The 21,979-nt window shown below is 70.8% G+C and carries 20 protein-coding genes and 1 pseudogene; 11 read left to right on the plus strand and 10 right to left on the minus strand.

Annotated features, from left to right (window positions below):
- The 4 genes and pseudogenes from BL253_RS44260 to BL253_RS33375 form a co-directional block, all read left to right on the plus strand.
- Window positions 1-439: pseudogene (locus BL253_RS44260) on the plus strand (IS701 family transposase); the annotation flags it as partial.
- A gap of 275 nt (window positions 440-714) precedes the next feature.
- Complete coding sequence (locus BL253_RS33365) at window positions 715-1,107, plus strand: hypothetical protein (RefSeq protein ID WP_076821502.1); 393 nt, start codon at window positions 715-717, stop codon at window positions 1,105-1,107.
- A gap of 210 nt (window positions 1,108-1,317) precedes the next feature.
- Window positions 1,318-2,436: a polyprenyl synthetase family protein gene (locus BL253_RS33370; RefSeq protein WP_241835366.1), complete on the plus strand. Its 1,119-nt coding sequence runs from the start codon at window positions 1,318-1,320 to the stop codon at window positions 2,434-2,436.
- Entirely contained in the window at window positions 2,433-3,347 is a 915-nt protein-coding gene (locus BL253_RS33375; RefSeq protein WP_076821504.1) for a MerR family transcriptional regulator, read from the plus strand. Before BL253_RS33370 ends, BL253_RS33375 begins: the two co-directional genes overlap by 4 nt.
- Before the next feature lie 34 nt (window positions 3,348-3,381).
- Here the strand turns inward: BL253_RS33375 and BL253_RS33380 are convergent, their stop codons facing one another.
- On the minus strand, window positions 3,382-4,557 hold the full coding sequence (locus BL253_RS33380) for an RNA ligase RtcB family protein (protein ID WP_076821507.1): 1,176 nt from the start codon (window positions 4,555-4,557) through the stop codon (window positions 3,382-3,384).
- A 421-nt stretch (window positions 4,558-4,978) separates the two neighbouring features.
- Here BL253_RS33380 and BL253_RS33385 point away from each other — a divergent pair, with 421 nt between their 5' ends.
- From BL253_RS33385 to BL253_RS44940, 3 genes are all read left to right on the plus strand, one after another.
- The gene (locus tag BL253_RS33385; RefSeq protein ID WP_131831640.1) at window positions 4,979-6,400 is read left to right on the plus strand and encodes an NHL domain-containing protein; all 1,422 of its coding nucleotides are present in this window, start codon (window positions 4,979-4,981) and stop codon (window positions 6,398-6,400) included.
- Window positions 6,401-6,699: 299 nt separating this feature from the next.
- Complete coding sequence (locus BL253_RS44935; RefSeq protein ID WP_076821511.1) at window positions 6,700-7,071, plus strand: CYTH domain-containing protein; 372 nt, start codon at window positions 6,700-6,702, stop codon at window positions 7,069-7,071.
- Window positions 6,992-7,309, plus strand: coding sequence for a CYTH domain-containing protein (locus BL253_RS44940; protein ID WP_274535288.1), 318 nt, complete (start codon window positions 6,992-6,994; stop codon window positions 7,307-7,309). The genes BL253_RS44935 and BL253_RS44940 overlap by 80 nt, the downstream gene beginning before the upstream one ends.
- A gap of 138 nt (window positions 7,310-7,447) precedes the next feature.
- Here BL253_RS44940 and BL253_RS33400 read toward each other — a convergent pair whose 3' ends face one another.
- From BL253_RS33400 to BL253_RS33410, 3 genes are all read right to left on the minus strand, one after another.
- The gene (locus BL253_RS33400) at window positions 7,448-8,914 is read right to left on the minus strand and encodes a B12-binding domain-containing radical SAM protein (RefSeq protein ID WP_076821515.1); all 1,467 of its coding nucleotides are present in this window, start codon (window positions 8,912-8,914) and stop codon (window positions 7,448-7,450) included.
- Entirely contained in the window at window positions 8,898-9,704 is an 807-nt protein-coding gene (locus tag BL253_RS33405) for a DNA glycosylase family protein (RefSeq protein WP_198946503.1), read from the minus strand. Before BL253_RS33405 ends, BL253_RS33400 begins: the two co-directional genes overlap by 17 nt.
- 407 nt (window positions 9,705-10,111) lie before the next feature.
- Window positions 10,112-10,297, minus strand: a complete 186-nt coding sequence (locus tag BL253_RS33410) for a hypothetical protein (RefSeq protein WP_076821517.1) — start codon at window positions 10,295-10,297, stop codon at window positions 10,112-10,114.
- Window positions 10,298-11,129: 832 nt separating this feature from the next.
- Between BL253_RS33410 and BL253_RS33420 the strand changes: the two genes are divergently transcribed.
- The 3 genes from BL253_RS33420 (at window position 11,130) to BL253_RS33435 (ending at window position 13,163) form a co-directional block, all read left to right on the plus strand.
- On the plus strand, window positions 11,130-11,951 hold the full coding sequence (locus tag BL253_RS33420) for an NsdA family TPR-like regulatory protein (protein WP_158230468.1): 822 nt from the start codon (window positions 11,130-11,132) through the stop codon (window positions 11,949-11,951).
- Entirely contained in the window at window positions 11,948-12,475 is a 528-nt protein-coding gene (locus tag BL253_RS33425) for an NUDIX domain-containing protein (RefSeq protein WP_076821523.1), read from the plus strand. Before BL253_RS33420 ends, BL253_RS33425 begins: the two co-directional genes overlap by 4 nt.
- A 457-nt stretch (window positions 12,476-12,932) precedes the next feature.
- Entirely contained in the window at window positions 12,933-13,163 is a 231-nt protein-coding gene (locus BL253_RS33435; RefSeq protein ID WP_158230469.1) for a hypothetical protein, read from the plus strand.
- A gap of 174 nt (window positions 13,164-13,337) precedes the next feature.
- Here the strand turns inward: BL253_RS33435 and BL253_RS33440 are convergent, their stop codons facing one another.
- Window positions 13,338-14,477 (minus strand): Clp protease N-terminal domain-containing protein, encoded by a 1,140-nt coding sequence (locus BL253_RS33440; RefSeq protein ID WP_076821528.1) that lies wholly within the window; start codon window positions 14,475-14,477, stop codon window positions 13,338-13,340.
- A gap of 71 nt (window positions 14,478-14,548) precedes the next feature.
- Here BL253_RS33440 and BL253_RS33445 point away from each other — a divergent pair, with 71 nt between their 5' ends.
- The gene (locus BL253_RS33445) at window positions 14,549-14,914 is read left to right on the plus strand and encodes an excisionase (protein WP_076821530.1); all 366 of its coding nucleotides are present in this window, start codon (window positions 14,549-14,551) and stop codon (window positions 14,912-14,914) included.
- Window positions 14,915-15,067: 153 nt separating this feature from the next.
- Here the strand turns inward: BL253_RS33445 and BL253_RS33450 are convergent, their stop codons facing one another.
- From BL253_RS33450 to BL253_RS33470, 5 genes are all read right to left on the minus strand, one after another.
- Entirely contained in the window at window positions 15,068-16,063 is a 996-nt protein-coding gene (locus BL253_RS33450) for an alpha/beta hydrolase (RefSeq protein WP_076821532.1), read from the minus strand.
- A 228-nt stretch (window positions 16,064-16,291) separates the two neighbouring features.
- Window positions 16,292-17,683, minus strand: coding sequence for an NtaA/DmoA family FMN-dependent monooxygenase (locus BL253_RS33455; protein ID WP_096336148.1), 1,392 nt, complete (start codon window positions 17,681-17,683; stop codon window positions 16,292-16,294).
- 69 nt (window positions 17,684-17,752) lie between these two features.
- Window positions 17,753-18,943, minus strand: coding sequence for an LLM class flavin-dependent oxidoreductase (locus BL253_RS33460; RefSeq protein ID WP_076821543.1), 1,191 nt, complete (start codon window positions 18,941-18,943; stop codon window positions 17,753-17,755).
- Window positions 18,927-20,993, minus strand: coding sequence for an ABC transporter ATP-binding protein (locus BL253_RS33465; protein WP_081438951.1), 2,067 nt, complete (start codon window positions 20,991-20,993; stop codon window positions 18,927-18,929). Before BL253_RS33465 ends, BL253_RS33460 begins: the two co-directional genes overlap by 17 nt.
- Window positions 20,990-21,790 carry an ABC transporter permease gene (locus BL253_RS33470; protein ID WP_241835367.1) on the minus strand — a complete coding sequence of 267 codons (801 nt, stop codon included), beginning with the start codon at window positions 21,788-21,790 and terminating at the stop codon, window positions 20,990-20,992. The genes BL253_RS33465 and BL253_RS33470 overlap by 4 nt, the downstream gene beginning before the upstream one ends.
- Window positions 21,791-21,979 lie beyond the last annotated feature (189 nt).

The raw sequence follows: 21,979 nt of genomic DNA on the forward strand, positions 1-21,979 counted from the left end.
CCGTCGCTGGGGCGTAGAGGAGTGTTTCCAGGCCGGTAAGAACGAGGTCGGACTCGACCATTATCAGGTCCGCCTCTACCGTGCCTGGTACCGGCACATCACTCTTGCGATGCTCGCGCAGGCGTGGCTCGCCGTGAGCGCGGCGCAGAGCCGTGAGAAACATCCGCCAGCCATCGGCGGCGGGAGGTCGGCGGTGGGATACGAGCGTCTCCCCCACGGAATTCCGATCAGCGAACCAGTCAGACCGGACAGGAACACGATGATTCCGTTCACGCTCAACGAGATCCGTCACATCTTCGGGCTGCTCCGCGAGGTCGCGATGCCACCGGCTGTCGTTCTGTGGTGGTCGACCTGGYGCCGCCGCCACCAGGCGATGGCGCGCTACWACCACTACCGGCGGCGCATCCGCGCCGCGCAGCCGGCCGCCGCGCCGGCCTGAGACCACCGGCGATCACTGTTGCTGCCGTACTAGCCAGTGATGAGCGAGAACGCTCAGGACATGCCTCCAGCCTATGCAATTGGACACTTTCCGGCAGCAGTGACGGATCGGACGATATGGGTGTGCCGGCCCGCGAGGGTTCGTACGGAAGGCCCAGCCCCTGGGCCTGATCCTTGTCGAGGTGGTGTGCCAGGTGATTGATCCGCGTCACACACCATCGCCAACCGCTGGCATTTCCCGCCGCGCGAACCCATCCACGACGGTTGAAGGCCACAATGAATGATGTCGACGACCTGTACGCCGGCGACCAGGACGGCGGCGAGCGGCCTCGCGGATCTGCCTATACCTGGGCCGTCGCTCTCGTCGTCGCCGGATATCTCGCAGCGTTCACTTTCGCGTACGCGACGGCCGCCCCCGCTCGCGGAGGGGAGTGCAGTGGGATCGGCTTCGGGTGTTCCCTGCACGGCCACGACGCGGTGACCTTCGTGTTCTTCCTGCTCGGAATACCGATCGTCGCCGGAGTCCTCCTGCTCACCGCGGTGATGCTGTTCCTGTTCCAGCTCGCCCCGTCGTTCCGCGCGCTCACCGGTTTCGGCCAAGCGTTGTGCGCGCTGACCGTGGTCGGCATTCTGGCCTTCCTCCTCGGCGCCGTACTGCTGGACAGGTAGTCCCCAGGCCCGTACCGCGCCAGAACCCGCGATCAGCCCCGCCCAGCACGGCCGGAGCCGTGGATACTGGCTCGCCCTGGCTCGCCGCCACCCCCACCCCCACCGCCGCCCACGCCGCCACCGTCACCCACCGCGCCTCGGCATAATCATCTTCACTTGCATTTCGACGCATAGATCGACGCAACCCGTCGACGCGGGTACGGTGTGGGCGTGACAGAGGACGCCCTCATCAGGTCGATCCCCGACGTGGGCGGCACCGTGTCACCCCGTCCCGGGGAGATCGCCACCTCCGTCGACCGACTGCTGACCGAGTTCCTCGACGCCGAGGCGGCGTCGTTGACGAGCCTGGACCCCGGCCTCGAGGTGATGGTCACCGTCGCGCGGCAGATGGTGCTCGGCGGCGGTAAGCGTCTTCGGTCCGCGTTCGCCTTCTGGGGGTGGCGCGGCGCCGTCGGGCCGCGACGGGCCGCCACATCGGTACTTCCGGCGTTGGGCGCGCTGGAGCTCCTGCACACGTGCGCGCTCGTCCATGACGACGTCATGGACGCCTCGGCCACCCGGCGCGGCCTGCCCACCGCGCACCGAGCGGCCGCTGGCCGGCACATCGCCCTCGGGCTGCCCGGCGACCCGGACGAGTTCGGGCGCAGCACCGCCATCCTCATCGGTGACCTGTGCATGGTCTGGGCGGATCGGCTCGCCAGCCGGGCGGACCTACCCGCGGCCACGCTGATCGCCGCTCGGCGGGGCTACGACCGCATGCGCCTGGAGGCGATCGCCGGGCAGTTCCTGGACCTGCTGGGCGACGGCGCGCTCGAATCGTCCTCGATCGGGCGCGCGCTGCGCGTCGCACGCCTCAAGACGGCGAGCTACACGGTGGCAAGACCACTGATCTACGGAGCCGTGCTCGGCGGTGCGGCCGTCGACGGTCCGCTGACGCGGGCGTACACCCGGTACGGGATGGCGGTGGGCGAGGCGTTTCAACTGCGGGACGACCTGCTCGGCGTCTACGGCGACCCGCGCGTCACCGGCAAGCCGGTCGGCGAGGATCTCGCCCGCGGCAAGTCGACCGTGCTGCTGGAACTCGCCCGCGCCATGGCCACCGGTGCCGAGGCCGATGAGCTGCGGCGGCTGCTCGCCCGCCGGGCTCCCGAGGATCTGCCACGACTGGCCGCGCTGCTCACCCGTACGGGCGCGGCGGCCGAGCTGGACCGGATGATCTCCGAGCGGGTGGCCTGCGCGTTCGCCGCCGTCGACGACGCTCCGCTCGACCCGGCGACCCGCGAGGCGCTTGGCCACCTCATCGCCGCGGCCAGCCAACGCGAGTCATGACCGGCCAGTGGACACACGAGCCGGACGCCGCCAGCGCCGGTGACGTCGCCCGCCGGCTGGGCGTCGCGGTCACCACCCTGCGGACCTGGCATCAACGCTACGGGCTCGGACCCAGCCAGCACGCCCCCGGGCGACACCGCCGCTACACCGAGGCCGACATCGCCAGGCTCGACCTGATGGCCCGGCTCACCGCCCGCGGCCTTCCCGCCGCGGAGGCGGCCCGGACCGCCCTCGCCGGGGATCCCTCCCCCAGGGGCTCACCCACCGTCGTCCGCGACGGCGGCGGCCGTACGGTCCCGGTCGGCCGAGCCGACCCCGCCGCCCGGGGCCTCGCCCGCGCCGCGACGCGGCTCGACACGCTCGCGATGCGCGAGATCATCGCCGCGGCCATCCAGGAACGAGGAGTCGCCGGCGCCTGGGACGAGGTCCTGCTGCCGGTACTCGCCGGCCTCGGGCACCGGCACGCCGCCACCGGCGGACTGATCGAGGTCGAGCACCTGCTCTCCCGATGCGTCTCCGAGGCGCTCGCCACGGTGCCCCGGCCCACCGACCGCGCACGACCGCCCCGGCTGCTGCTCGCGTGCGCCGCCGAGGAACAGCACAGCCTGCCTCTCGAGGCACTCGCCGCCGCCCTGGCCGAACACGACGTGCCCAGCCGCCTGCTCGGCCCCAGGGTCCCCACGACGGCGCTCACCGAAACCGTCCGCCGAACCCGGCCAACCGCCGTCGTCATCTGGTCGCACGCGCGGACAACCGCCGATCCGCACCAGCTTCAGGCATGCCTGCACGACCAGCACCGACCCGTGCTCGTCGCGGTCGGCCCCGGCTGGGCGGACCTGCCCACCGCCGTCGAACGGCCCGCCGACCTCCCCGCCGCCGTGGCGCTGCTGCTGCCACTCGCCCGCGGGTGACCCGCGGGTCACCCGCGGGCGATCTGTATCGAGGTCAGCGCCGGCCTCGCTCGCGGCGGCTCTCGCGGTTCTGGCGGCTTTCGCGGTTGTGGCGGATCTGGCGGTCCGAGAGGTCGGGCGTCTTGTAGGTGACGAGAGGGATCGTGGTGGCCACGGGGGTCGCCAGGTCGTGGCCGACGAGGTCCGCGATCACCTGCTCGATGCGCTTGTAGGCCGTCGGGGCCTCCTCGAACAGGAGCTGACGATCGCCRCAGACCACCACCGACCCCACCGGGGTACGGCGCAGCTGTTCGACCGTGTGCTTGGCCCGGCCCCGGCGCAGCGCGTCGGCGCGCGACATCTTGCGGCCCGCGCCGTGCGCCACGGAATGGTTGGCCGCCGCCCCGGCATGGGCGGCCACCAGGTAGGAGGCGGTACCACGGGTGCCGGCGACGAGCACGTCACGGCCGTCCCCGGGCGCCGCGCCCTTGCGGTGCAGGTAGACCCCGTCGTGGATCTCGACCAGGTTGTGGCACTGGTCGACGACGGCCTCGGTGGGCTCGGCGCCCAGCGCGTGGGCGACCCGGGCGGCGATCAGCCGGCGGTTGAGCGACCCCCAGCGCACGGCGTCGTCGTGCGCCGCCAGGTAGGCGACGGGGTCGGCAGCGGGGCCCGCGCCGTGAACCTCGGTGTGCGCACGCAGGATCCGTTCGCCCAGCCCGCGGGAGCCGCTGTGGACGACAAGCACCAGGTCACCGGCGGAAAGCCCGAGACGGCTCGCGTGCCCCGGGTCCTCGATGGTGGCGACCCGCGCCAGCTCGACGAAATGGTTACCTCGACCGACCGTCCCGAGGCCCTCCTCATGGCCCGCGGGAATGTCATCCCGGGCGACGTCCCAGGCCGGGTCGTCGGCATCCCGCTCGGGATCGAGCGCGCGGTCGAGATCCGGGAAACGCCTCGCGAGCTTCTCCGGCGCGGCGCGGCCGAGCCTGATGGGGAAAACGGCGATACCGCAACCGATGTCAGATCCCACCAACAGCGGGTACAGCACGCTCGACGCCATCGCCGCGCCGATCGGGGCGCCCTTCCCGGGATGCAGGTCCGGCATCCCGGCCACATGGATCATGCCCTCGAGGGCGGCCACCTGGTGGCACTGCGCGACGGCGTCCGACTCGATCCAGCTCGCGGGCGAGGCGAACATGGTGACCGTCGCCGAGTCCTTGACCGTCATGGCCGCGCCGGATCGGGCCGTGATGAGGAAATCCGGCCGAAGTGTGGCTGAGACAAGAAAGACGCTCTTTCCACGGAGAGAGAACACGACCGAGGCGCGCGGCGCGGATCGGCACGCGCGGAACTGGCGCTATCGGTCAGAGCATCATGCGACCACCCTCCCGGAACCCACCAGGCACGGCAAGCGATTTACCTGAGGCGGCGACAATGACCGCCGGGTCGATGCGAGTGGTCCAGCCACGTTCCCCGCGCCGCGTTCGCGGCCCGTCACCGGTGAGGGCCCGCGGCGCCGCGTGTCCTGGCCGCACGCCGGCAGGCCCTGACACCTCCTCGCTCCGCGCGTGCGCTAGCATCCGGCCACTTTCGACATTTACTGCCAAATGGCAGGTCGACCGGGTACGAGCAAGGGAGCGCAGACGACCGTGACGGCTGGTTCGGCACCCGGTGACGGCACGCATCTCCCCCAGGGAGCCGGCTGGACGCCGCCTGACGGCGCCCACTGGAGCGGCCAACCCAGCGCGACGGTCTGGGCCCCGCCGGAGCCCGGGCCCGCCGGCCCGCCCATCGCCACCCTGCCCCCGGCAGGAGCCACGCCCCTTGTCCCCGCCGCCGAGGGCCCGGTGCTCGCCGCCGAGGGCCCGGTGCTCGCCGCCGAGGGCCCGGCGCGGCGGCACCGCCCCTGGCTGATCCCGGCCGTCATCGGCACCGTCGTCGTTCTCACGGCCGGCGGCGTGACCAGCGGCATCATGCTCAGCTCGAAGGACTCGCCGCGCGCCACACCGGCCGTGGCGTCGGCCCCGGCTGTGTCCTCCGCGCCCGCACCGACCCCCGCCGCGGCTCTCCGGCCGCCCGCCCCGCCGCGGGCCGCCGCTGGGCCCGCCTACTCCGGGCCGCCGGTCAGGCTCGGGGGCGAACCGTGGTTCCTCTCGGTGCGCGACGACGGCACGTTGTACGTCAGCCGCCGCGCGTCCAGCGACATCTACAGCGGCTTCACCATCGACCGGATCACGCCCGACGGAAAGGTCGAGCCGCTCCCGGTACACGCCTTCGGCACGGTCCGCTGGGACGACGCCGGCAATCTCTACATCCCCGACGTCATCCACAGGGTGATCAGGAAAATCGCCGTCGACGGCACGGTCAGCGTGGTGGCGGGATCGGGCGTCGACGGCTACTCCGGTGACGGCGGCCGGGCGACCGAAGCGGCGATCAGCATCGTCCAGGACATCGCCGTGTCCGGTGACGGCACGATCTACATTCCCGATCGCGACAACAACCGCATCCGCGAGGTGACCCCCGACGGCATCATCTCGACCCTCGCCGGCAACGGCGTGGAAGACTTCACCCTGGGCCCGGCTCCGGCCGCGTCCGCGAGGGTCTTCAACCCCGAGAGCATCACCTTCGGCCCCGACGGCGCCCTCTACTTCAGCAACCACGGCAGCTCCACCATCCAGCGCATCGACACCGCCGGCACGTTGACCACCATCGCCGGCACCAGCGGAATGTTTGATCTGAYGGGCCGCTCCGGCGAAGGAGGCCCGGCCAGCGACGCGGAGATAGCCATGCCCTTCCTCGCGTTCGGGCCCGACGGCTCGCTCTATCTCGTCAGCCAGGCCAACAAGACCGTCCGCAAGATCGGCACCGACGGGATCATCCRCACGGTCGCGGGGATCGGCGGCCAGGAAGGCTTCTCCGGCGACGGCGGACCAGCGAACGGAGCCATACTCAGCGGCCCGACGGGCATCGCCGTGGACCGCACCGGGGCGGTCTACATCGCCGACAATCGCAACAACAGGATCCGCCGTATCGGGCCCGACGGCACCATCACCACCATCGCGGCCCTCTGAGYACGGGCACCAGACACGCGCCGCCGCGCTCAGGCCACCAACAGGTTGAGCATCGAGTAGGCCCGGGCCGCCCACGCCATGGACAACACCACGGCGAGGCGACGGCCGAAGCGGTCCAAGTGGACACGCGCCCCGCCAGGCAACGTGATGCCATGTCCGCTGAACAATCAAACTGAATGCGCGAAGGTCGCGAGCCGAGAGTGTACACGGAGAATGATTTCCCGCTACCCCGTCACTCAATTTGACAGCCCTCTCGCTATAATTTTCCCCGTTGCTCCGCGGTCCAAAAGGGAGATGCTGTGCGCGAGGTCGAGGTCAAGTATTCCGTGGAGAACGTCGAAGCGCTGCTCGCCACTCTCAGAGTCCGGGGCGTCCACCTCGGCGCGGCGGTGTACCAGGATGACCAGGCCTATGCCCCGTCGGGTTGGTCGTTCRGTGACAGCAAGATCGGGGTTTCTTTCCTGCGGCTGCGCACGGTGGACGGCCGCCACTGGTTCGCGCTCAAGCAGCCTGGCGCGAATGCGCAAGACTGTCTTGAGTACGAGACGGAGGTCGTGAACCGTCAGCAGATGCACGAGGCAATCCCTGCGTATGGGTTATCGGGTCACAGTGCGTGTCGCGAAGTCCCGGCGGACCGGCCGGCATGGCGACACGACACTGTGCCTGGATGAGGTCGAAGGCGTAGGGAYCTTCCTGGAGCTGGAACGGATGATGCCGGACGACCAGCCGGCCACGGTCGTCCAGGACGAGCTGGCAGCGTTCGTCACGTCCTTGGGCGTCGAGGCAGTGCGCACCGCAGAGACATACGACTCCCTGGTACGAGCTACCCAGGACAGAGCGGTGCAGGTGCCGACCAGCAGGGACGACACCGACGCCGCCGACACCATGGCCACCTCGTCGCCCGGCTGAGTCCCGATGTCGTGCACCAGAAAGGCCGTGGCCAGTGCCTTCGGGTTCGGCAGCCGCCCCGGCGCTAGCGCCGGGGCGGCTGTGATGGTGCTCTTGGCTACGCCTCTGGGTCTGTCGACGGCGGGAAGAAGCCCCGGCTCATCGGCGGATGCTGGAGCGGGCGTGCTGGTCGCGGGACAGCGTCACCAGGGCGGCCCGTACCTCGTCCACGGAGGCCCCGCCGAACTGGATGTTGACCGAGAAGTTGAACTCGTCCCGGCCGCGCATCGCTTCGTCGAGACCGCCTTCGGTGAGGTCCACGGCGGTGTAGGCCAGCAGCTGCGCGGGCTCGTAGCGTCCTGTGCCGAGGAGGCGGTCCCACTCCGGCGTGCCGGGATACGGACGGAACTCAAACGTGGAGGCCCGGAAGTCTCCCGGATTGCGATCAGCCTCCTCCCACAGCTCCCGGACGTGGCCGACGGTGGCGGCCAGCTCCTCTCGGCTCTCGGTGGGGAAGCCGAGGATGAAGTAGCCCTTGACGTTGATCCCGCGCTCGGTGAGGCGTCGGATCACGGAGCGAGTCATCTCCGGGCTGATCCGCTTGCCCATGTACCTGAGCAGCCGTTCGCTGCCGGACTCGACGCCAAGGGCGACTTCCCGCAGGCCGTTGGCGGCGAGTAGGTCGAGAAGGGCGTCGTCGGCCCGGTGCAGGACGTTGATCCGGCCGGTGGCATCCCAGACGAAGCGGTCACCGAGGCGGGCGGCGGTGAAGGCGTTCATGCACTCGCGGATGAACCGCTCATATCCGAGGAAGAGGTCGTCGACGAAGCGGAATGCGGTCACGCCGTGGGCGGCGTGGAGCGCCTCCATCTCGGCGATGATGCCGGCGGGCGTGCGGGTGCGGATGGTGATGTCCGGGTTGGCGCTGACGGCAGCGCCGCAGAAGGAGCAGTCATACGGGCAGCCTCGGGCGCCGACCATGTTGGCCTCCACCCTGCCGTCCGGGGCCGGGTAGGGGTCGTTGACCAGGAAGCGACGGTCGACGAAAGGCAGACGGTCCACGTCCGGGGCGAGATGGTGGCCGGCTCCGGGACCGCCGCCGGTGACGGGCCTGCGCAGGATGGGATCGAGCCACATCACGCCAGGTAGGTCCGCACGCGAACGCCTGTCTCGAAGCAATTCCGCTACGCGCGTTTCGCCTTCGCCGAGTAACAGGGCCTCCAGCGCCGCGAAGCGGGGGTCGGTGATGATGGTGTCGGGCATAGCCTTTGCCTGATGGCCGCCGACCATGACCATGATGCCGGAATCGAGGCCGGCAGCGATCTGGGCGCTTACCTCGTAGGTGGGGGCGAGCAGGTTGAATCCGGCCCAGCGTGGACCGAGGCGGTTGACAAGGTGGCACGTCTCTTTGATACCGAGGCCCATGGCTTCGGCATCGAGAACACCGACATTGAATCCTTGAGCTGCCGTATAGGTCGCGATATAGGCCATGCCCAGAACCGGCAGGGTGAAGTCGTTCACCCGGGGTCGGTGGCTGTAGTCACGTAGCGGGGCGTTGACGAACAGGGCGTCGAGTGGACGGTTCAGGTCGGCGCCCAAGACGGCGCCGTCATCCGATGTCTCCATGGTGCGATCCCCAAGCGAGGGTGAGCAGGGTAAGGGAGGAAAGGTGCTCGCCGGCCAGGTGGCGCCACTGGGCGCCGAACGCACGCTCGTCGTGGAACCAGACGTGTGACGGAGCGGCGCGCCCGGCCCAGGTGCGTACGGCCAGGTCGGCGTAGGAGTACAGGTCCCAGCGATTCGTATAGTCAGCGACCGCGGCTCCGGCAGTCCACGGTCCGACGCGACGAACACTCTGCAATTCGTCGACCAGTTCCAATGGGGAGAGACCGGCCCAGTCATCGCCGTGGGTGACGTACGCGTTGGCGGCCGACCGCAGCACAGGTCTTTTGAAGGCCAGCCCCAACTTGGAGAACTGTTCGTCGTCCAGCTCGAGGACCTTCTCGGCCGTGGGGAACATCGCGTAAGAATTGCCGTCCGGCAGCATCACACGCCGGCCATGGATTGTGCACAGCGCACGGAAGAGCGCCTTGGATTGGGCCGCTCGGATGACCTGGCGCATGATCGCGGTCCCGAGCGCTTCCCACAGGGAGGGATTGCGCAGGCGTCCCACCTGGCCGAGTCCCGTGAGCTCCTTGGCCAGCTCGGGCACGTCCGCGGCGGCGCCCTCCGGCAGGGTGAACACATCTCCGGCCGGTTCCGTCTCGTCGCCGTCGAGCGCGGTGAGCACGAGAGCATCACGCTTCACCTCAGCCAGAACGGCCCCACTGGGCAGCAGGAACACGCGGTGCGCCCCCTTCTCTGTGGGCAGCCAGGCGGGGTGCTCGATCATCCAACGGTCTGCGGGCAGTGACATGAGAAAGGCTCCGAGTGGAAGGTTCATACGGTAGACGAGAGATGGCCATTTTCTCATGATGGCTCTCCACAGGAAGACCCGGTGTCCGGGCGGCACCGCCCGGTAGCCTCTCCGCAATACCGTTAGATCATCGACATGGCGCACGCGTCATGTCGAGTTAATATTACCCGGCGACGATCTGTGGTGTCAGTGTCCCGACGACGRCCGCCAAGATCTCCCGTTCGGGAGCCGAGCCGTCTGTCGGACCGAAGGCCGCACGACGCCGACGTCTCCAAATCCACCGATGAAACCGAACCACTCGGCAGACCTGCTATTTGCACCACCAGATCGGCCAATTCCATTCCCGGTGACACCTTCACCGTGCCATTGGGCCTGACCTGACGTCGGTCCCCCGCCCGGTCACGCATTCACCACCCCACACCGTAGTTCTTCGTTCCGGCCGCGACGCCGTCATGGTCAGCCTCGGCGAAAGCGGCCTTCTCGGCGTCGCGATGACTGTGGCCGTCGTTGCGATAGAGCCTGACCCACGCGAGTGCCGGCCCATCGCCGTGGTCGACGAGCGCGAGTGTCCGCGGTCCAAGCTGGCGCCGCACGCGACACCTATCAGGTGATGCCGCGGGCGGTCTTATGTCCACAGCTGCCTCCATCCGCCAGGCCTTTGGCTGACACCCGAGGCCGAGGAGTTTTCCTGCCCCGACCCGGACGCCTGGCCCAAGCGTGCGCGCGTCACAGAGAGCTGGCCATGCCGAGCCACGTATGACGCCCATACATGACGGCGCTGGAATTCCACCTCCCGTAATCAACGAGGTTTACACTGCCGACCAAGCACACTCAGACGACCACGATGGGGAGCAGGTAAGGCGAGATATGGACGCCGCACCCGGCCGGTACTGCCACTCCTGCGGAGGCCGTCTGGCACGCGACAACGCCGGCTCCCGTTGTGCTCGCTGCCTGCGCCGCGGCCGTTTGGAACAGGACGAGGCGCCGGAGCTCCCGGACGAGTTCTGGCACACCGATCAACTCCGCGACGCCTTTGCTGCTCAGCACATCGGGCTGGTGTCCGTGGCGTACCGCATGAACCCTCACCACCGCAGACCCATCAGCCAGGAACGGCTTGGTCGGTGGCTCGGCCTGACCCAGGCCCAGGTGAGCCGAATCGAAAGCGGCCCGCCGGTCCGGGACCTTGACCGGCTGACGCACTGGGCCCGGATGCTGCGGCTACCTCCTCACCTCCTGTGGTTCGACCTTCCTGGACGACCACGACTGCGACCGGCACCCGTCGCAACGCGGCGGGAGATGCCCTCACGCGTCGAGTCGTTGACGTCGGTATTCGCCTCGGGTGGAACGCTGGAGACGATCCGGTGGGCGGTGCTGGCTTTCCGCACCGCCGACCGGCAGCTCGGAGGCGGCCGGCTGTACCCCGTCGTGGTCAGGTTCATCCAGACCGAGGTTGCCCCGCAGCTCGTTGGCGATGTGTATCCGCCGTCGGCTGTCTTCTCCGCGGCGGCCTCGCTGACCGACATGGCCGGGTGGCTTGCCCACGACGACAACCGAGGCGACCTCGCGGCCCAGCACTTCGTCCAGGCCCTCGGCCTGGCGACCGCGGCCTGCGACCAGGCGCTGAGCGCTCAGACGCTCGTCAGCCAGAGTCACCTAGCCTTGGAGAATGACCATCCCCGCGAAGCCGTCCGATTGGCCGACGCGGGCCTCGCGCTGGTGCCGGATGACCAGCAGTGCGGGGAGCTACGTAGCCGGCTGCGCGCGATGAAGGCTCGGGGGAACGCGCTTATGGGCGCGTCGGCCGAGTGCCTGGCCGCGTTGTGGGACGCCGAGCGGGAGTTGAACCGTGCGACAGCCGGTGGGCACGAATGGCTGAGCCCCTTCGACGAAGYAGCGCTCGCAGCCGAGGCAGCCATCTGCCTGCGCGACCTGAACGACTGGAACGCCGCCGAACGTCAGGCGCTGAGGGTATTGGAGCTACGCACTCCGGACCGGGCACGGAGCCGAGCCCTCACCCACCTGACCCTGGCCACCGTCCACCTTGGGCGCGGTGATCTCGATGCCGCCTGCGACACCGGTGCGCAGGTGCTCGACGCGGCGACACGCCTGGCCTCGGACCGAGTGGTCAGCCAACTTCGGGGACTCGGCCGCCAACTCGAACCACACAGCAACGTGACGGCCGTCGATGACTTCCTCGATCGCGTCACATCCACCTTGCCCGCCCACCGAGCAGCCGAGGCGTCGTGAGTATCGAACAGGAGTGGGAAGACAGCTACCGCGGCCGAGACCCGGCCGAGTTCGCGCATCTCGCCGAGGGCAACGCCCGGCAGGCCCGCAAGCGGGTCTCCGCCGACGCCGTCATCCAGGATGAGACCGGCCGCCTGCTCTTGGTCGACCCGACCTACAAGCCAGGCTGGGACCTGCCAGGCGGCATGGCCGAAGCCAACGAACCGCCGAGAGAGACGCTACGTCGAGAACTGAAGGAAGAACTAGATCTCGACCTGCATATCGGCGAACTGCTCTGCGTCGACTGGGTCGCACCACACGGCCCCTGGGACGACCTCGTGGCCTTCGTGTTCAACGGCGGCACGCTGTCCGCCGACCAAGCCCAACACCTCCGTCCGGTGGACCCTGAGCTGGCCGCGGCCCGTTTCTGCTCCCGGGACGAGGCTGCACAACTCCTACGCCCCTACGAATGGCGACGTGTTCAAGCGGCCCTGACCGCATTGGACAGCGGAAACGTCCTCTACCTCCAGAACGGCCACGCCTGAGACCATCAATAATTGGCACGCGGCGCCATGGCCATCCCGAGTCATGGAAAGATTCCCATGTCGCCAGCGACCTCGCCGAGGTCCTCGCCGCAACGGAGGCGTGACCATGTTCGAACCACGATCCAGACGTCGTGAGGGAGTTCGCTTACCAGGTGACGTTCTGCCAGCACACGGAGCTGGCGGCACTCGAGGACTTCATCCGGGCTCTGCCTGCGCGGAACTCGAACCCGACGCCTCCCGAGTCGCCACCCGCAGGGAGCGGGGCGACGTCCAACGCCGACAGGTTTCCAGACATCCTCAGCGGCCTGATCCGTAATCGTGGCCTCGCGGCCGACCKGTTTCCGTTCGCGGTCTCTCTGAGTCGACGATACGGGGAATGCTAAGCGGACGCTGCCACACCCCAAAACAGCTCTACGCCATGGCGGGGCCACTGGGATGGACGATCGAGGACTTGGCCGTGGTGGCCGGCGAGACACCGGAAAACCACGACTACGATCCCACCCTGTGTCGCCACGTCGGCTTGGTCTACATGGCCGCCGTTCCCCTCGGAACCGACCAGCTCATCGAGGCCGCCCTTGAAGCGGACCGTTCAAGCGCGCGGATCGACCGCGGCGCCTGGCAACCGGTCAACTACTTCCGTGACCCCTGCCCAGACAAGGAACGGTCTCTTCGCAATACCACCCCGTGAAGAATCACCCCCGAAGTCGCTGCCACGCGGCCTTGGCTGGCGGGTAGCGCTCGCGGAGTTTCGCGTTGCACTTACGATCGGCGGCCCGTGCGGATCTCGGAAAAGCAGTCGCGGTCCTGCTTGGCCGATGCCAGTCGGTCTGTGCGGCGCAAGCTCAAAGACGTTCAATCCTCGTCACGACGGTCGCCCGGAACTCACCGAGGGCCCCGCGGGCCGCTCGTCGTCGGGCCGTGCGGTGGTCGTCTCGTCGGTGCCGTCTGACGAGGCAGGTGGTCGTCCCGCGGCCGCGGCGCGGGAACGGATGTCCTCCAGGCTGGCCTCCAGTGTCTTCCACACGGCGGACAGGCTGCCGGCGAAGGCATCCGTGCCGCTGAGCGACGGCACGGCGGCGGGGTCACCGTCGGTGTCCGAGGAAGCGGTGGCAGCGGCCACCGGCCCGGAGTCCTGGGAGGCCTGGGAGGCCCGGTGGCTGCTCAGTGCGCTGAAGGCGAGGCGAGCCAGGCCCAGCAGTCGGCGATCGGTGGCCTCCACCACGACGGCCGAGTCGGTCAGGCGCAGCGACATCCCGCGGCGCCCGGCTATTTCCGGCAGCTCGTCCGACGTGCCGGTCAGCTCGGCGCGGAGCAGGGCCTCACGGGCGGCCGCGAGGTCGACGCCGAGGCCTGTCAGCGTCCTGGTCGCCGCGTTGCTGGGGTCGCTGAGCAGGGCCAACAACAGATGGTGCGAGCCGACCGGGTCAGGACCGGCATAGCCGTTCGCGCCCGAGATGCCGGCCATCGCCGCCGCGGTGCGGCGCGGCTCCTCCTCGATGCCGAGGATGCCGCTGTCGACGTCGGCGAGCGCACCGCGCGGCCGCCGTCCGGTCGCCTTGTCGGCCCCTTCCGCGGCGATGAGCTCGAGAACTCGCGCGCGCAGCGCCCCGCTGTCCACCTGCCACTCTTCCAGCATCGTCGCGGCCAGACCTTCGTCGAGGTCCAGCAGGCCGAGCAGGACATGTTCGGTCCCGATGTAGTTGTGCCGCAGGCCAAGCGCCTGCCGCAGCGACCGCTCGAGGACCTTCTTGGCCCGGGGAGTGAACGGGATGTGGCCCTTGAGGGGCTTCTTGCCCCGTCCGACGGCGACGACGACACGTGACCGGGTCATGTCGATCGACAGGTCGATCTCGGCGAGGACGCGCGCGGCGATCCCGTCGGTCTCGCCGAGCAGGCCGAGCAGGAGGTGTTCGGTGYCGATGTAGTTGTGATCGAGTCCACGGGCCTCCTCCTGGGCGAGGACGACGACGTGGCGGGCCTGAGTGGTGAATCGCTCGAACATGAGGTCACCATCGACCCATCTTCTGACCCGGTCAATACCATGCTAATAGTAGGGTTGACGAGGAGGTAGCCGTGACCTGGGACGATCGCCTGGATCAGTGGGACGTCGAACGAGAACTCGCCTCCCAGTTGGAGGACTCCGACTGGGTGACCCTCCAGGAGGCGGCCACCAGGACCGGCGTATCCCGAGCGGCGCTGCGGACCTGGTACCGCGGGGATCTCATCCCCTCACGCCTGGTCGACGGCCCGCACGGTCCACAGCGCCTGGTACCGCTGGCGATGGTCGCGGCGCGGGCCGGCGAGTCCCCGCGACTGCGCCGGAAGTGGGAGCAGCGCCTCGGCGACGAAGCACTGGTCGAGCTGCTCCAGCAGCGGATCGACGACCTTGAGGCCAGAGTGGCTGCCCTGGAACAGCGTGACCCGCCTGCCCACGCGTAGATCCGCGTCCGGTGGCCAGACGGCCGATGGCTGGCCTGGCGGGTGGCCCCAGGGGATCACACCCCCGGCTGCCCGCGGAACGGAGCGCGCACCTCTCGGTTCACTCCGCTCTTCTCCTCTCTCCTCGCCTCCTCGCGGTCCGGCAGAGGAACATCATCTGGCGGCGCTGCCGGGCCAGTTGGCGTTGTCGACGAGCTCAGGACGGGTGCCGTCGAACGCGGCGGCCGCCGTGGTGTCGCCGCGCAGCTCGGCGCACAGCCACGCCGTGACGTAGCCGAGGAAGCCACGGGGCCCGTCTCCGTCCGTCACGGAATTGTGGTCGGCCACCTTCCCGCCGGAGCTCCGGATGAGGCCGAGCACGGCGCGGCCCGGCACCTGGTCGTAGAAGCCCCGCTCGGTCGAGGCGCTGGCGATGACCGAATCGAACACGCCATGCGTCCCGACGAGAAACACTGGCTGGCTCAGCCGGGCCACGTCGAACATGCACTCGGCCTTCGTGGGGCAGTCCGCGTTGGCCATGACCCACCTCGTGCTGGGCAGCGAGATAGTCACGACGGTGTCAATCAACCCCGGGTTTCCGGTGGCCGCCCGGACCGCGCCGCCGGCTCCCTGGGAATGGCCGGCCGCGGCCACCCTGTCCACGTCGAGGCGGCCCTTGAAGATGCTTCCGGCGGTGCCGGCCTGCGCGATCAGATAACGCGCCGCCGCCGCCATCTCGTCGCCGCTGCCGGTGTTGCGCTGGTCCGGCGCGATCACGGTGAACCCGTAGGACGCGAGATGGTCGAGCAGCGCCGAGTACTGGCCGGGGGTGGCGCCGGTCCCGTCTCCCCAGGTGACGATCGGGCTCAGGAACCCGAGCGTCGAGTAGTCGGCCGGCCGGAAAAGCTGGTAGCGCGCGGTGCCAGCCGGGTCCGCCACGACCTGGGTCGTCGTCACGTAGCGGCCGGCCGACGAGTAGTCCGCCTCCACGGGACCCGCCGGCGCGTCCCCTTCCGGGGCGACGAACAACGAGCGCACGCCCGGCCGCGCGGCTATCGACGCCAGCAGGACGATCACGGCGAGGGCGAGGCATGACCGGAGCGTGCGCGCGGTCCGGTGCGGCGCGGCGCCGTCACCGCGGCCCGTCGATGTCGCCGGGAGCACCCGCATCGCGCCACCTCTTCCGCAGCCCGCGATCCGCGGGGCAACCCGTTGTCAACGCGCTGCCCATCGACCGGTCGAGAACCTCGGATGACGGCAGGCCAGCGTCTGGACGCCTACCCCGACAGGGCCGAATATCACCGTCGGGCAGGCAAGCGCATAATCCAGTTCAATCCCGGCGGTCGCGTTCCGGAACCCACAGGTTGGAACGTCGCGCGGTCACCGACGGCCGCGAACTCAGGGGTGCGGCTGTCCGCCGACGGGTTGCCCGGCGCGCCGGGACGGGGCCACGGGCGCGAGCCCGAGGTGGTCGCGCAGGGTCGTCCCCGCGTAGTCATGCCGGAAGGCGCCGCGTTCCTGGAGCAGGGGCACCACCCGGTCCGCGACGTCGTCGAGGCCGGCGGGAATGACGTGCGGCACGAGGATGAAGCCGTCGCAGGCGCGGTCCCTGACGTACCTGATCATCTCCTCGGCGACGGTCGCCGGCGATCCGACGAACGTCTGCCGGCTGGTGGCCGCGATGACGAGGTCCCGGACGGAGAGGTTGCCCGCCGCGGCGATCTCGCGCCAGCGGCGCACGGTCGCGTGCCGGTCCGCGAAGAGCCGAGTGCTCGCCAGGCCCTGCGGGATCGGGTCTCCTTTCGTCACCGGGTCGAGATCCGGTAGCGGCCCGTCGGGGTCGACAAAGCTCAGGTCCTGGTTCCACACCCGTTCCAGGAAGCGGATCGCGGTCTGCCCGCTGACCTGCTGGCGGCGCACGACGTCCGCGCGCTCCCGGGCGTCCGCGTCGGTGTCGCCGAGGACGACGCCGACAGCCGGCAGCACGAGGAGCTGGTCGGGAGTGCGGCCATACCGGGCGAGYCGGCGCTTGACGTCGGCGTAGTACGCGCGGCCCGCCTCGTACTCACCGTGCCGGCTGAAGACCACCTCCGCCGCCGACGCCGCGAACTCGCGGCCCGCGTCGGAGTCGCCGGCCTGGAAGATCACCGGACGGTGCTGCGGGCCGGGTGGGACGTTGAACCGGCCGGAGATGTCGAAGTGATCGTCGCGGTGGTCGAAGGCGCCAGCCCACCGGTCRCCGAGGAACTCGCCCGACGCCTTGTCCGCGACGATCTCGTCCCCCTGCCAGGAGTCGAGCAGCAGGTTCACGACGTGCAGGAACCGCTGCGCCCGCTCGTAGCGCTGGTCTTCCGGCAGAAAGCCACCACGGCGGAAGTTCTCCCCCGTGAATGCGTCCCAACTGGTCACCACGTTCCATCCCGCCCTGCCCGCGGAAAGATGGTCGAGGCTGGCGAACTGACGGGCGACCTCGTACGGCTCGTTGAACGTCGAGTTGATCGTGCCGGCCAGCCCCAACCGCTCCGTGACGGCGGCGAGGGCCGCCAGCACGGTGAACGTGTCAGGCCGGCCCGCCACGTCCAGGTCGTGGAACCGCCCCGCGTGCTCGCGCAGGCGCAGCCTCTCCGCCAGGAACAAGAAGTCGAACCTGGCCCGTTCCGCCGTCCGCGCGAAGTGGACGAACGAGCTGAACTCGATCGTGCTCGCGCACTCCGGGTCGCTCCAGACGACGGTGTTGTTCACGCCGGGCAGGTGGGCGGCGAGACGCAGCTGCCTCACCGGCCCGTCGATCGGTGCCATCGCTCGTCGCCTTCCGGTCCGTGCTCGCGCTCGTCCACGCCCTTGCCCTCGCCGGGCAGTTCAGTCGAACCGCCGCCATGCCTCGGCGAGCAGCTGATAGGACCTGACCCGGTCCGCGTGGTCGTGCGTGATCGTGGTGACGAGGAGCTCGTCCGCCCCCGTCGCCTCGCACAGAGTCCGCAGGCCGCGCAGCACCGTCGTCGGGGAGCCGACGAACTGGGTGTCCACACGGTCGGCGACCAGGGCGCGGTCGTCGTCGGTCCAGTCGAGCGCCGCCACCTCGTCCGGCGACGGATAGGGCCGGGCGTTCCCGGACCGGATGCTGGCCACCCACGGTCCGTACCCGCTCGCGAGCCGGCGCGCGGTCGCGTCGTCCGCCGCGACGACGACGTCGGCGGACACCATGACGCGCGGCTCCGGCAACGCCGCGGACGGCCGGAACGCCGCCCGGTAGGAGCCGATCGTGTCGAGGACCGCGGACGGGAAGATGTGGTAGCTGGCCGCGAGCGGCAGTCCCAGCTCGCCCGCCGTCCGCGCGCTGCCGCCCGCGGTCGCGGCCATGATCCACAACTGGAGGTCGGAGCCCTCCACGACCGGCGCCGAGAGGCCGACCCCGTCCGCGGAGCGGTAGTCGCCGGCGATGAACGCCTGGATGTCGCGGACCAGCCCCTCGTAGTCGTCCGCCGCCCCGCTCCGGTAGCCCACGACGTCGAGCAGGAGCCGCAGCCGCTCGGTGTCGATGGGCAGCTTCGTCGGTGCCGGGATCAGCAGGCCGTTCGGCGCGGCCGCCCGCGCGCCGGTGACCGCCGGAAGGGACGGGAGGGACGGGAGGGACGGGGCCGAGGGGCCGCCGGAGCCAGCCGGCGCGGGGCCGGCCGGGCCGGAGCCGCCGACCAGCTTCCCCGCGCTCGTCCGGCCCAGGCCGAGGTCGACACGCCCCGGGTGCAGCTGCGCCAGCGTCCCGAACTGTTCGGCGATCAGCACCGCGGACGTGTAGCCCGACTGGACGGCGCCCGAGCCCACCCTGATCCGGCGGGTCGCCGCGGCCACCGCCGCGATCAGGACCGCCGGTGCCGACGAGGTGTAGCCCGGCGTCAGATGGTGCTCGGCCAGCCAGTACCGCTGGTAGCCGAACTGTTCGGCCTTCCGCGCGAGATCGATCGTGTTCCGCAGCGCCTGCGCGGCCGTCGAGCCGGAGACCGCCGGCGCCAGGTCGAGAACGGACAGGGGGATGTCACTCGTCGGGGGCATGCTCGCCACCGCCTCTCCTGTCGGGATGATGGTGTCGCGGGAGCGAGCCCGGGGCCGTCGGAAGCGCGGCCAGCAGGTCCCTCGTGTAGGGGTCCGACGGATGGTCGAACAGCTCGTCCGTGTCGCCGGCCTCGACGACCAGACCGTCCTTCATGACCAGCACCCGGTCGCTGACGTACCGGATCACGCCCAGGTCGTGCGAGATGAACAGCATCGCCACGCCGAGTTCGTCGCGTAGGTCGACCAGCAGGTCGAGGATCTGCGCCTGGACGGACACGTCGAGAGCCGACACGGGCTCGTCGCACACCACCACCTCCGGCGACGGCGCGAGCGCCCGCGCGATGGCCACCCGCTGGCGCTGGCCGCCCGAGAGCTCCCGCGGCCGGCGGGCGAGCAGGCCAGCGGGCAGGCCCACCAGGTCGAGCAGCTCGACGACGCGCTCACGGCGGCGCGGGCCGCGCGGCACCCCGGCGGCGGCGACCATCTCGCCCACGACCCGCTCCACTGTGTACCGCGGGTCGAAGGAGCTCAGCGGATCCTGGTAGACGGCCTGCATCCACAGGCGCATCGGGCRCCGGTCACGTTCCCGCACGCCGCTCCAGGGAGCGCCTCGGAACCGCACCACGCCCCGGTCCGGAGTGACCAGGCCGAGCACGACGCGGGCCGCCGTCGTCTTGCCCGAGCCGGACTCACCGACGACGCCGAGCGTCTCGCCGGCGTCGAGCTGGAACGAGACGTCACGCATGGCGTCGAGCCAGCCGCCGCCTGGCATCCGGAACCGCTTGGCGATGCCCTCCACCTCAACGACAGGCCTCGGCTCGCCCGGAGTTCGCCCGCTTGGCGCCGATCTCGCCGCCGCCGTCGTAGTCGTCGCCGTCACCGGCGCCGGCGCCGGTCCGGTGGGCGTCGGCGTGGACTGGGCCGGCGTGGACTGGGCCGGCGCGGGCACCGGGCCTCCGGACGCCGCCGGGAACGGGGCCGCGGCCGGCGGCGCCGCGGGCTGGCGTGCGCCCGGATACCAGCACAGCGCCGTGTGGCCGGCCTCGCCGGCGGGTCGCCCCGGTGGTTCGGGCGGGTCACCGGGGTCCGGCAGCCGGTCCCGGCACCGCTGGTCCGCCAGCGGGCACCGAGCGGCGTACGGGCACCCGGCCGGACCGGGTGCCGGCCGCGCGACGGCGGCGGCGAGCCGCCGGCGGTCCCGCGCGCGGCCGGTCGGCACGGCGTCGAGCAGCGCGCGGGTGTAGGGGTGGCGCGGGTGGGCGAGCACGCTGTCCGCCGGGCCGCGCTCGACGATCAGCCCGTCGAGCATCACGGCCACCTCGTCGGCGAGCCCGGCGACGACGGCGAGGTCGTGGCTCACCAGCAGAACCGCTGTCCCCCGCTGCTTCAGACCCGCCAGCAGGCGCAGCACCCGCGCCTGCACGGTCACGTCCAGGGCGGTCGTCGGCTCGTCGGCCAACAGCAGATCCGGCTCCGCGGCGATCGCGGCGGCGATCAGGGCCCGCTGCCGAAGCCCACCCGACAGCTCGTGCGGGTACTGCCGGGCCCGCCGGGCCGGGTCGGGAATCCGTACGTCCGCCAGCAGCGAGCGAACCCGTTCGGCCGTGCCCGCCCGGCTGGTCACCCGGTGGGTCCGCAGCGTCTCCGCCACCTCGGCGCCCACCCGCCGCAGCGGGTCGAGCGAGACCAGCGCGTCCTGGTGCACCAGTGCGATCCGCCGCCCCCGCACGGCCCGCCATCCCGACTCGGTCAGGCCCGCGAGGTCGATGCCGTCGTACTCGACGCGGCGGGCCCGCACGGCCGCCCCCGCCCCGGCGAGCCCGATCAGCGTCCGGACCGTGACGCTCTTGCCCGAGCCGGACTCACCGACCACGGCCAGGCAACGGCCACGCGCCAGCTCGAACGACACCCCGCGCACGGCGCGCACCGGCGCGCCCGCCGTGCCGAAGGACACCTCCAGGCCCTCGACCCGCAGGAGCGGCGCCGACGTCGACCCGGCCCCCGGCGCCGGCGCCTGCTCGGCGGGTGGTGCCGACGGCGACCCGTTCACCGGAGCCTCCCGCCGCCCAGGCGAGCCTGTGCGCCGCGGCCCAGCACGTTCACGGCGATCACCGTGACGGTCAGCGCCAGGCCCGGRAAGACACCCAGCCACCAGGCGACCGAGAGGAAGTCACGGCCCTCGGACAGCATCGAGCCCCAGTCCGGCTCCGGCGGGCGTGGGCCCAGGCCGAGGAAGCTCAGCACCGACGAGGAGATCAGTGCGCCGCCGAACCCGACCGTGGCGAGCACGAGCAGCGATCCCAGGGTGTTCGGCAGGATGTGTCGGAGAATCAGCCGCCACCGGCGAAGACCGGTCCCGACGGCCGCCTCCACGTAGCCCGACCGGCGAACCACCATGGTCTCGGCCCGTACCACCCGCCCGTACGGCGGCACGAACGCGACCGCCACCGCGATCATGACCTCGACGGTGCCCCCGCCCAGCACCGCCACCACCAGCAGGCCGAGCAGCAGCGGCGGCAGCGCGAGCAGCACGTCCGCGAGCCGCATCAGGACCTGGTCGACGACCCGGCCGCCGAGCCCCGCGGTCAGGCCCAGGACCGCGCCGCCGCACGCCCCGAGCACGGTCGCCCCGAACCCGATCAGCAGCGCCGAGCGGGTGCCGAACACCACCCGGGCGTAGACGTCCCGGCCGAGCTGGTCGGTGCCGAACCAGTGCGCCGTGCCCGGGCCAGCCAGCGCGCCCACGGGGTCGGTGGCCGTCGGGGACCGGGATGTCAGCAGGCTCGGGACGGCCGCGGCGAGCACCACCAGGCCGAGCACGAGCGCCGCGAGGGCCACTCCGACCACGCCGGCCCGACCCCGTAGCACGCCGGGCACTGCGCCGAACGCGCGCCGCGCGCCGGATCCGCCAGCCGCTCCGCGCGTGTCGGCCACGGCCGGCGCCGCGACTCCGACCGCGGCCAGCGACGTGGGACCGGCCGGTGCCTGCGCGGGCGCCGTCCCAACCGCGGGCTCCGGCCGTGCGCCGTTCACCGA

This window comes from Pseudofrankia asymbiotica, assembly GCF_001983105.1.
Lineage (GTDB): Bacteria > Actinomycetota > Actinomycetes > Frankiales > Frankiaceae > Pseudofrankia > Pseudofrankia asymbiotica.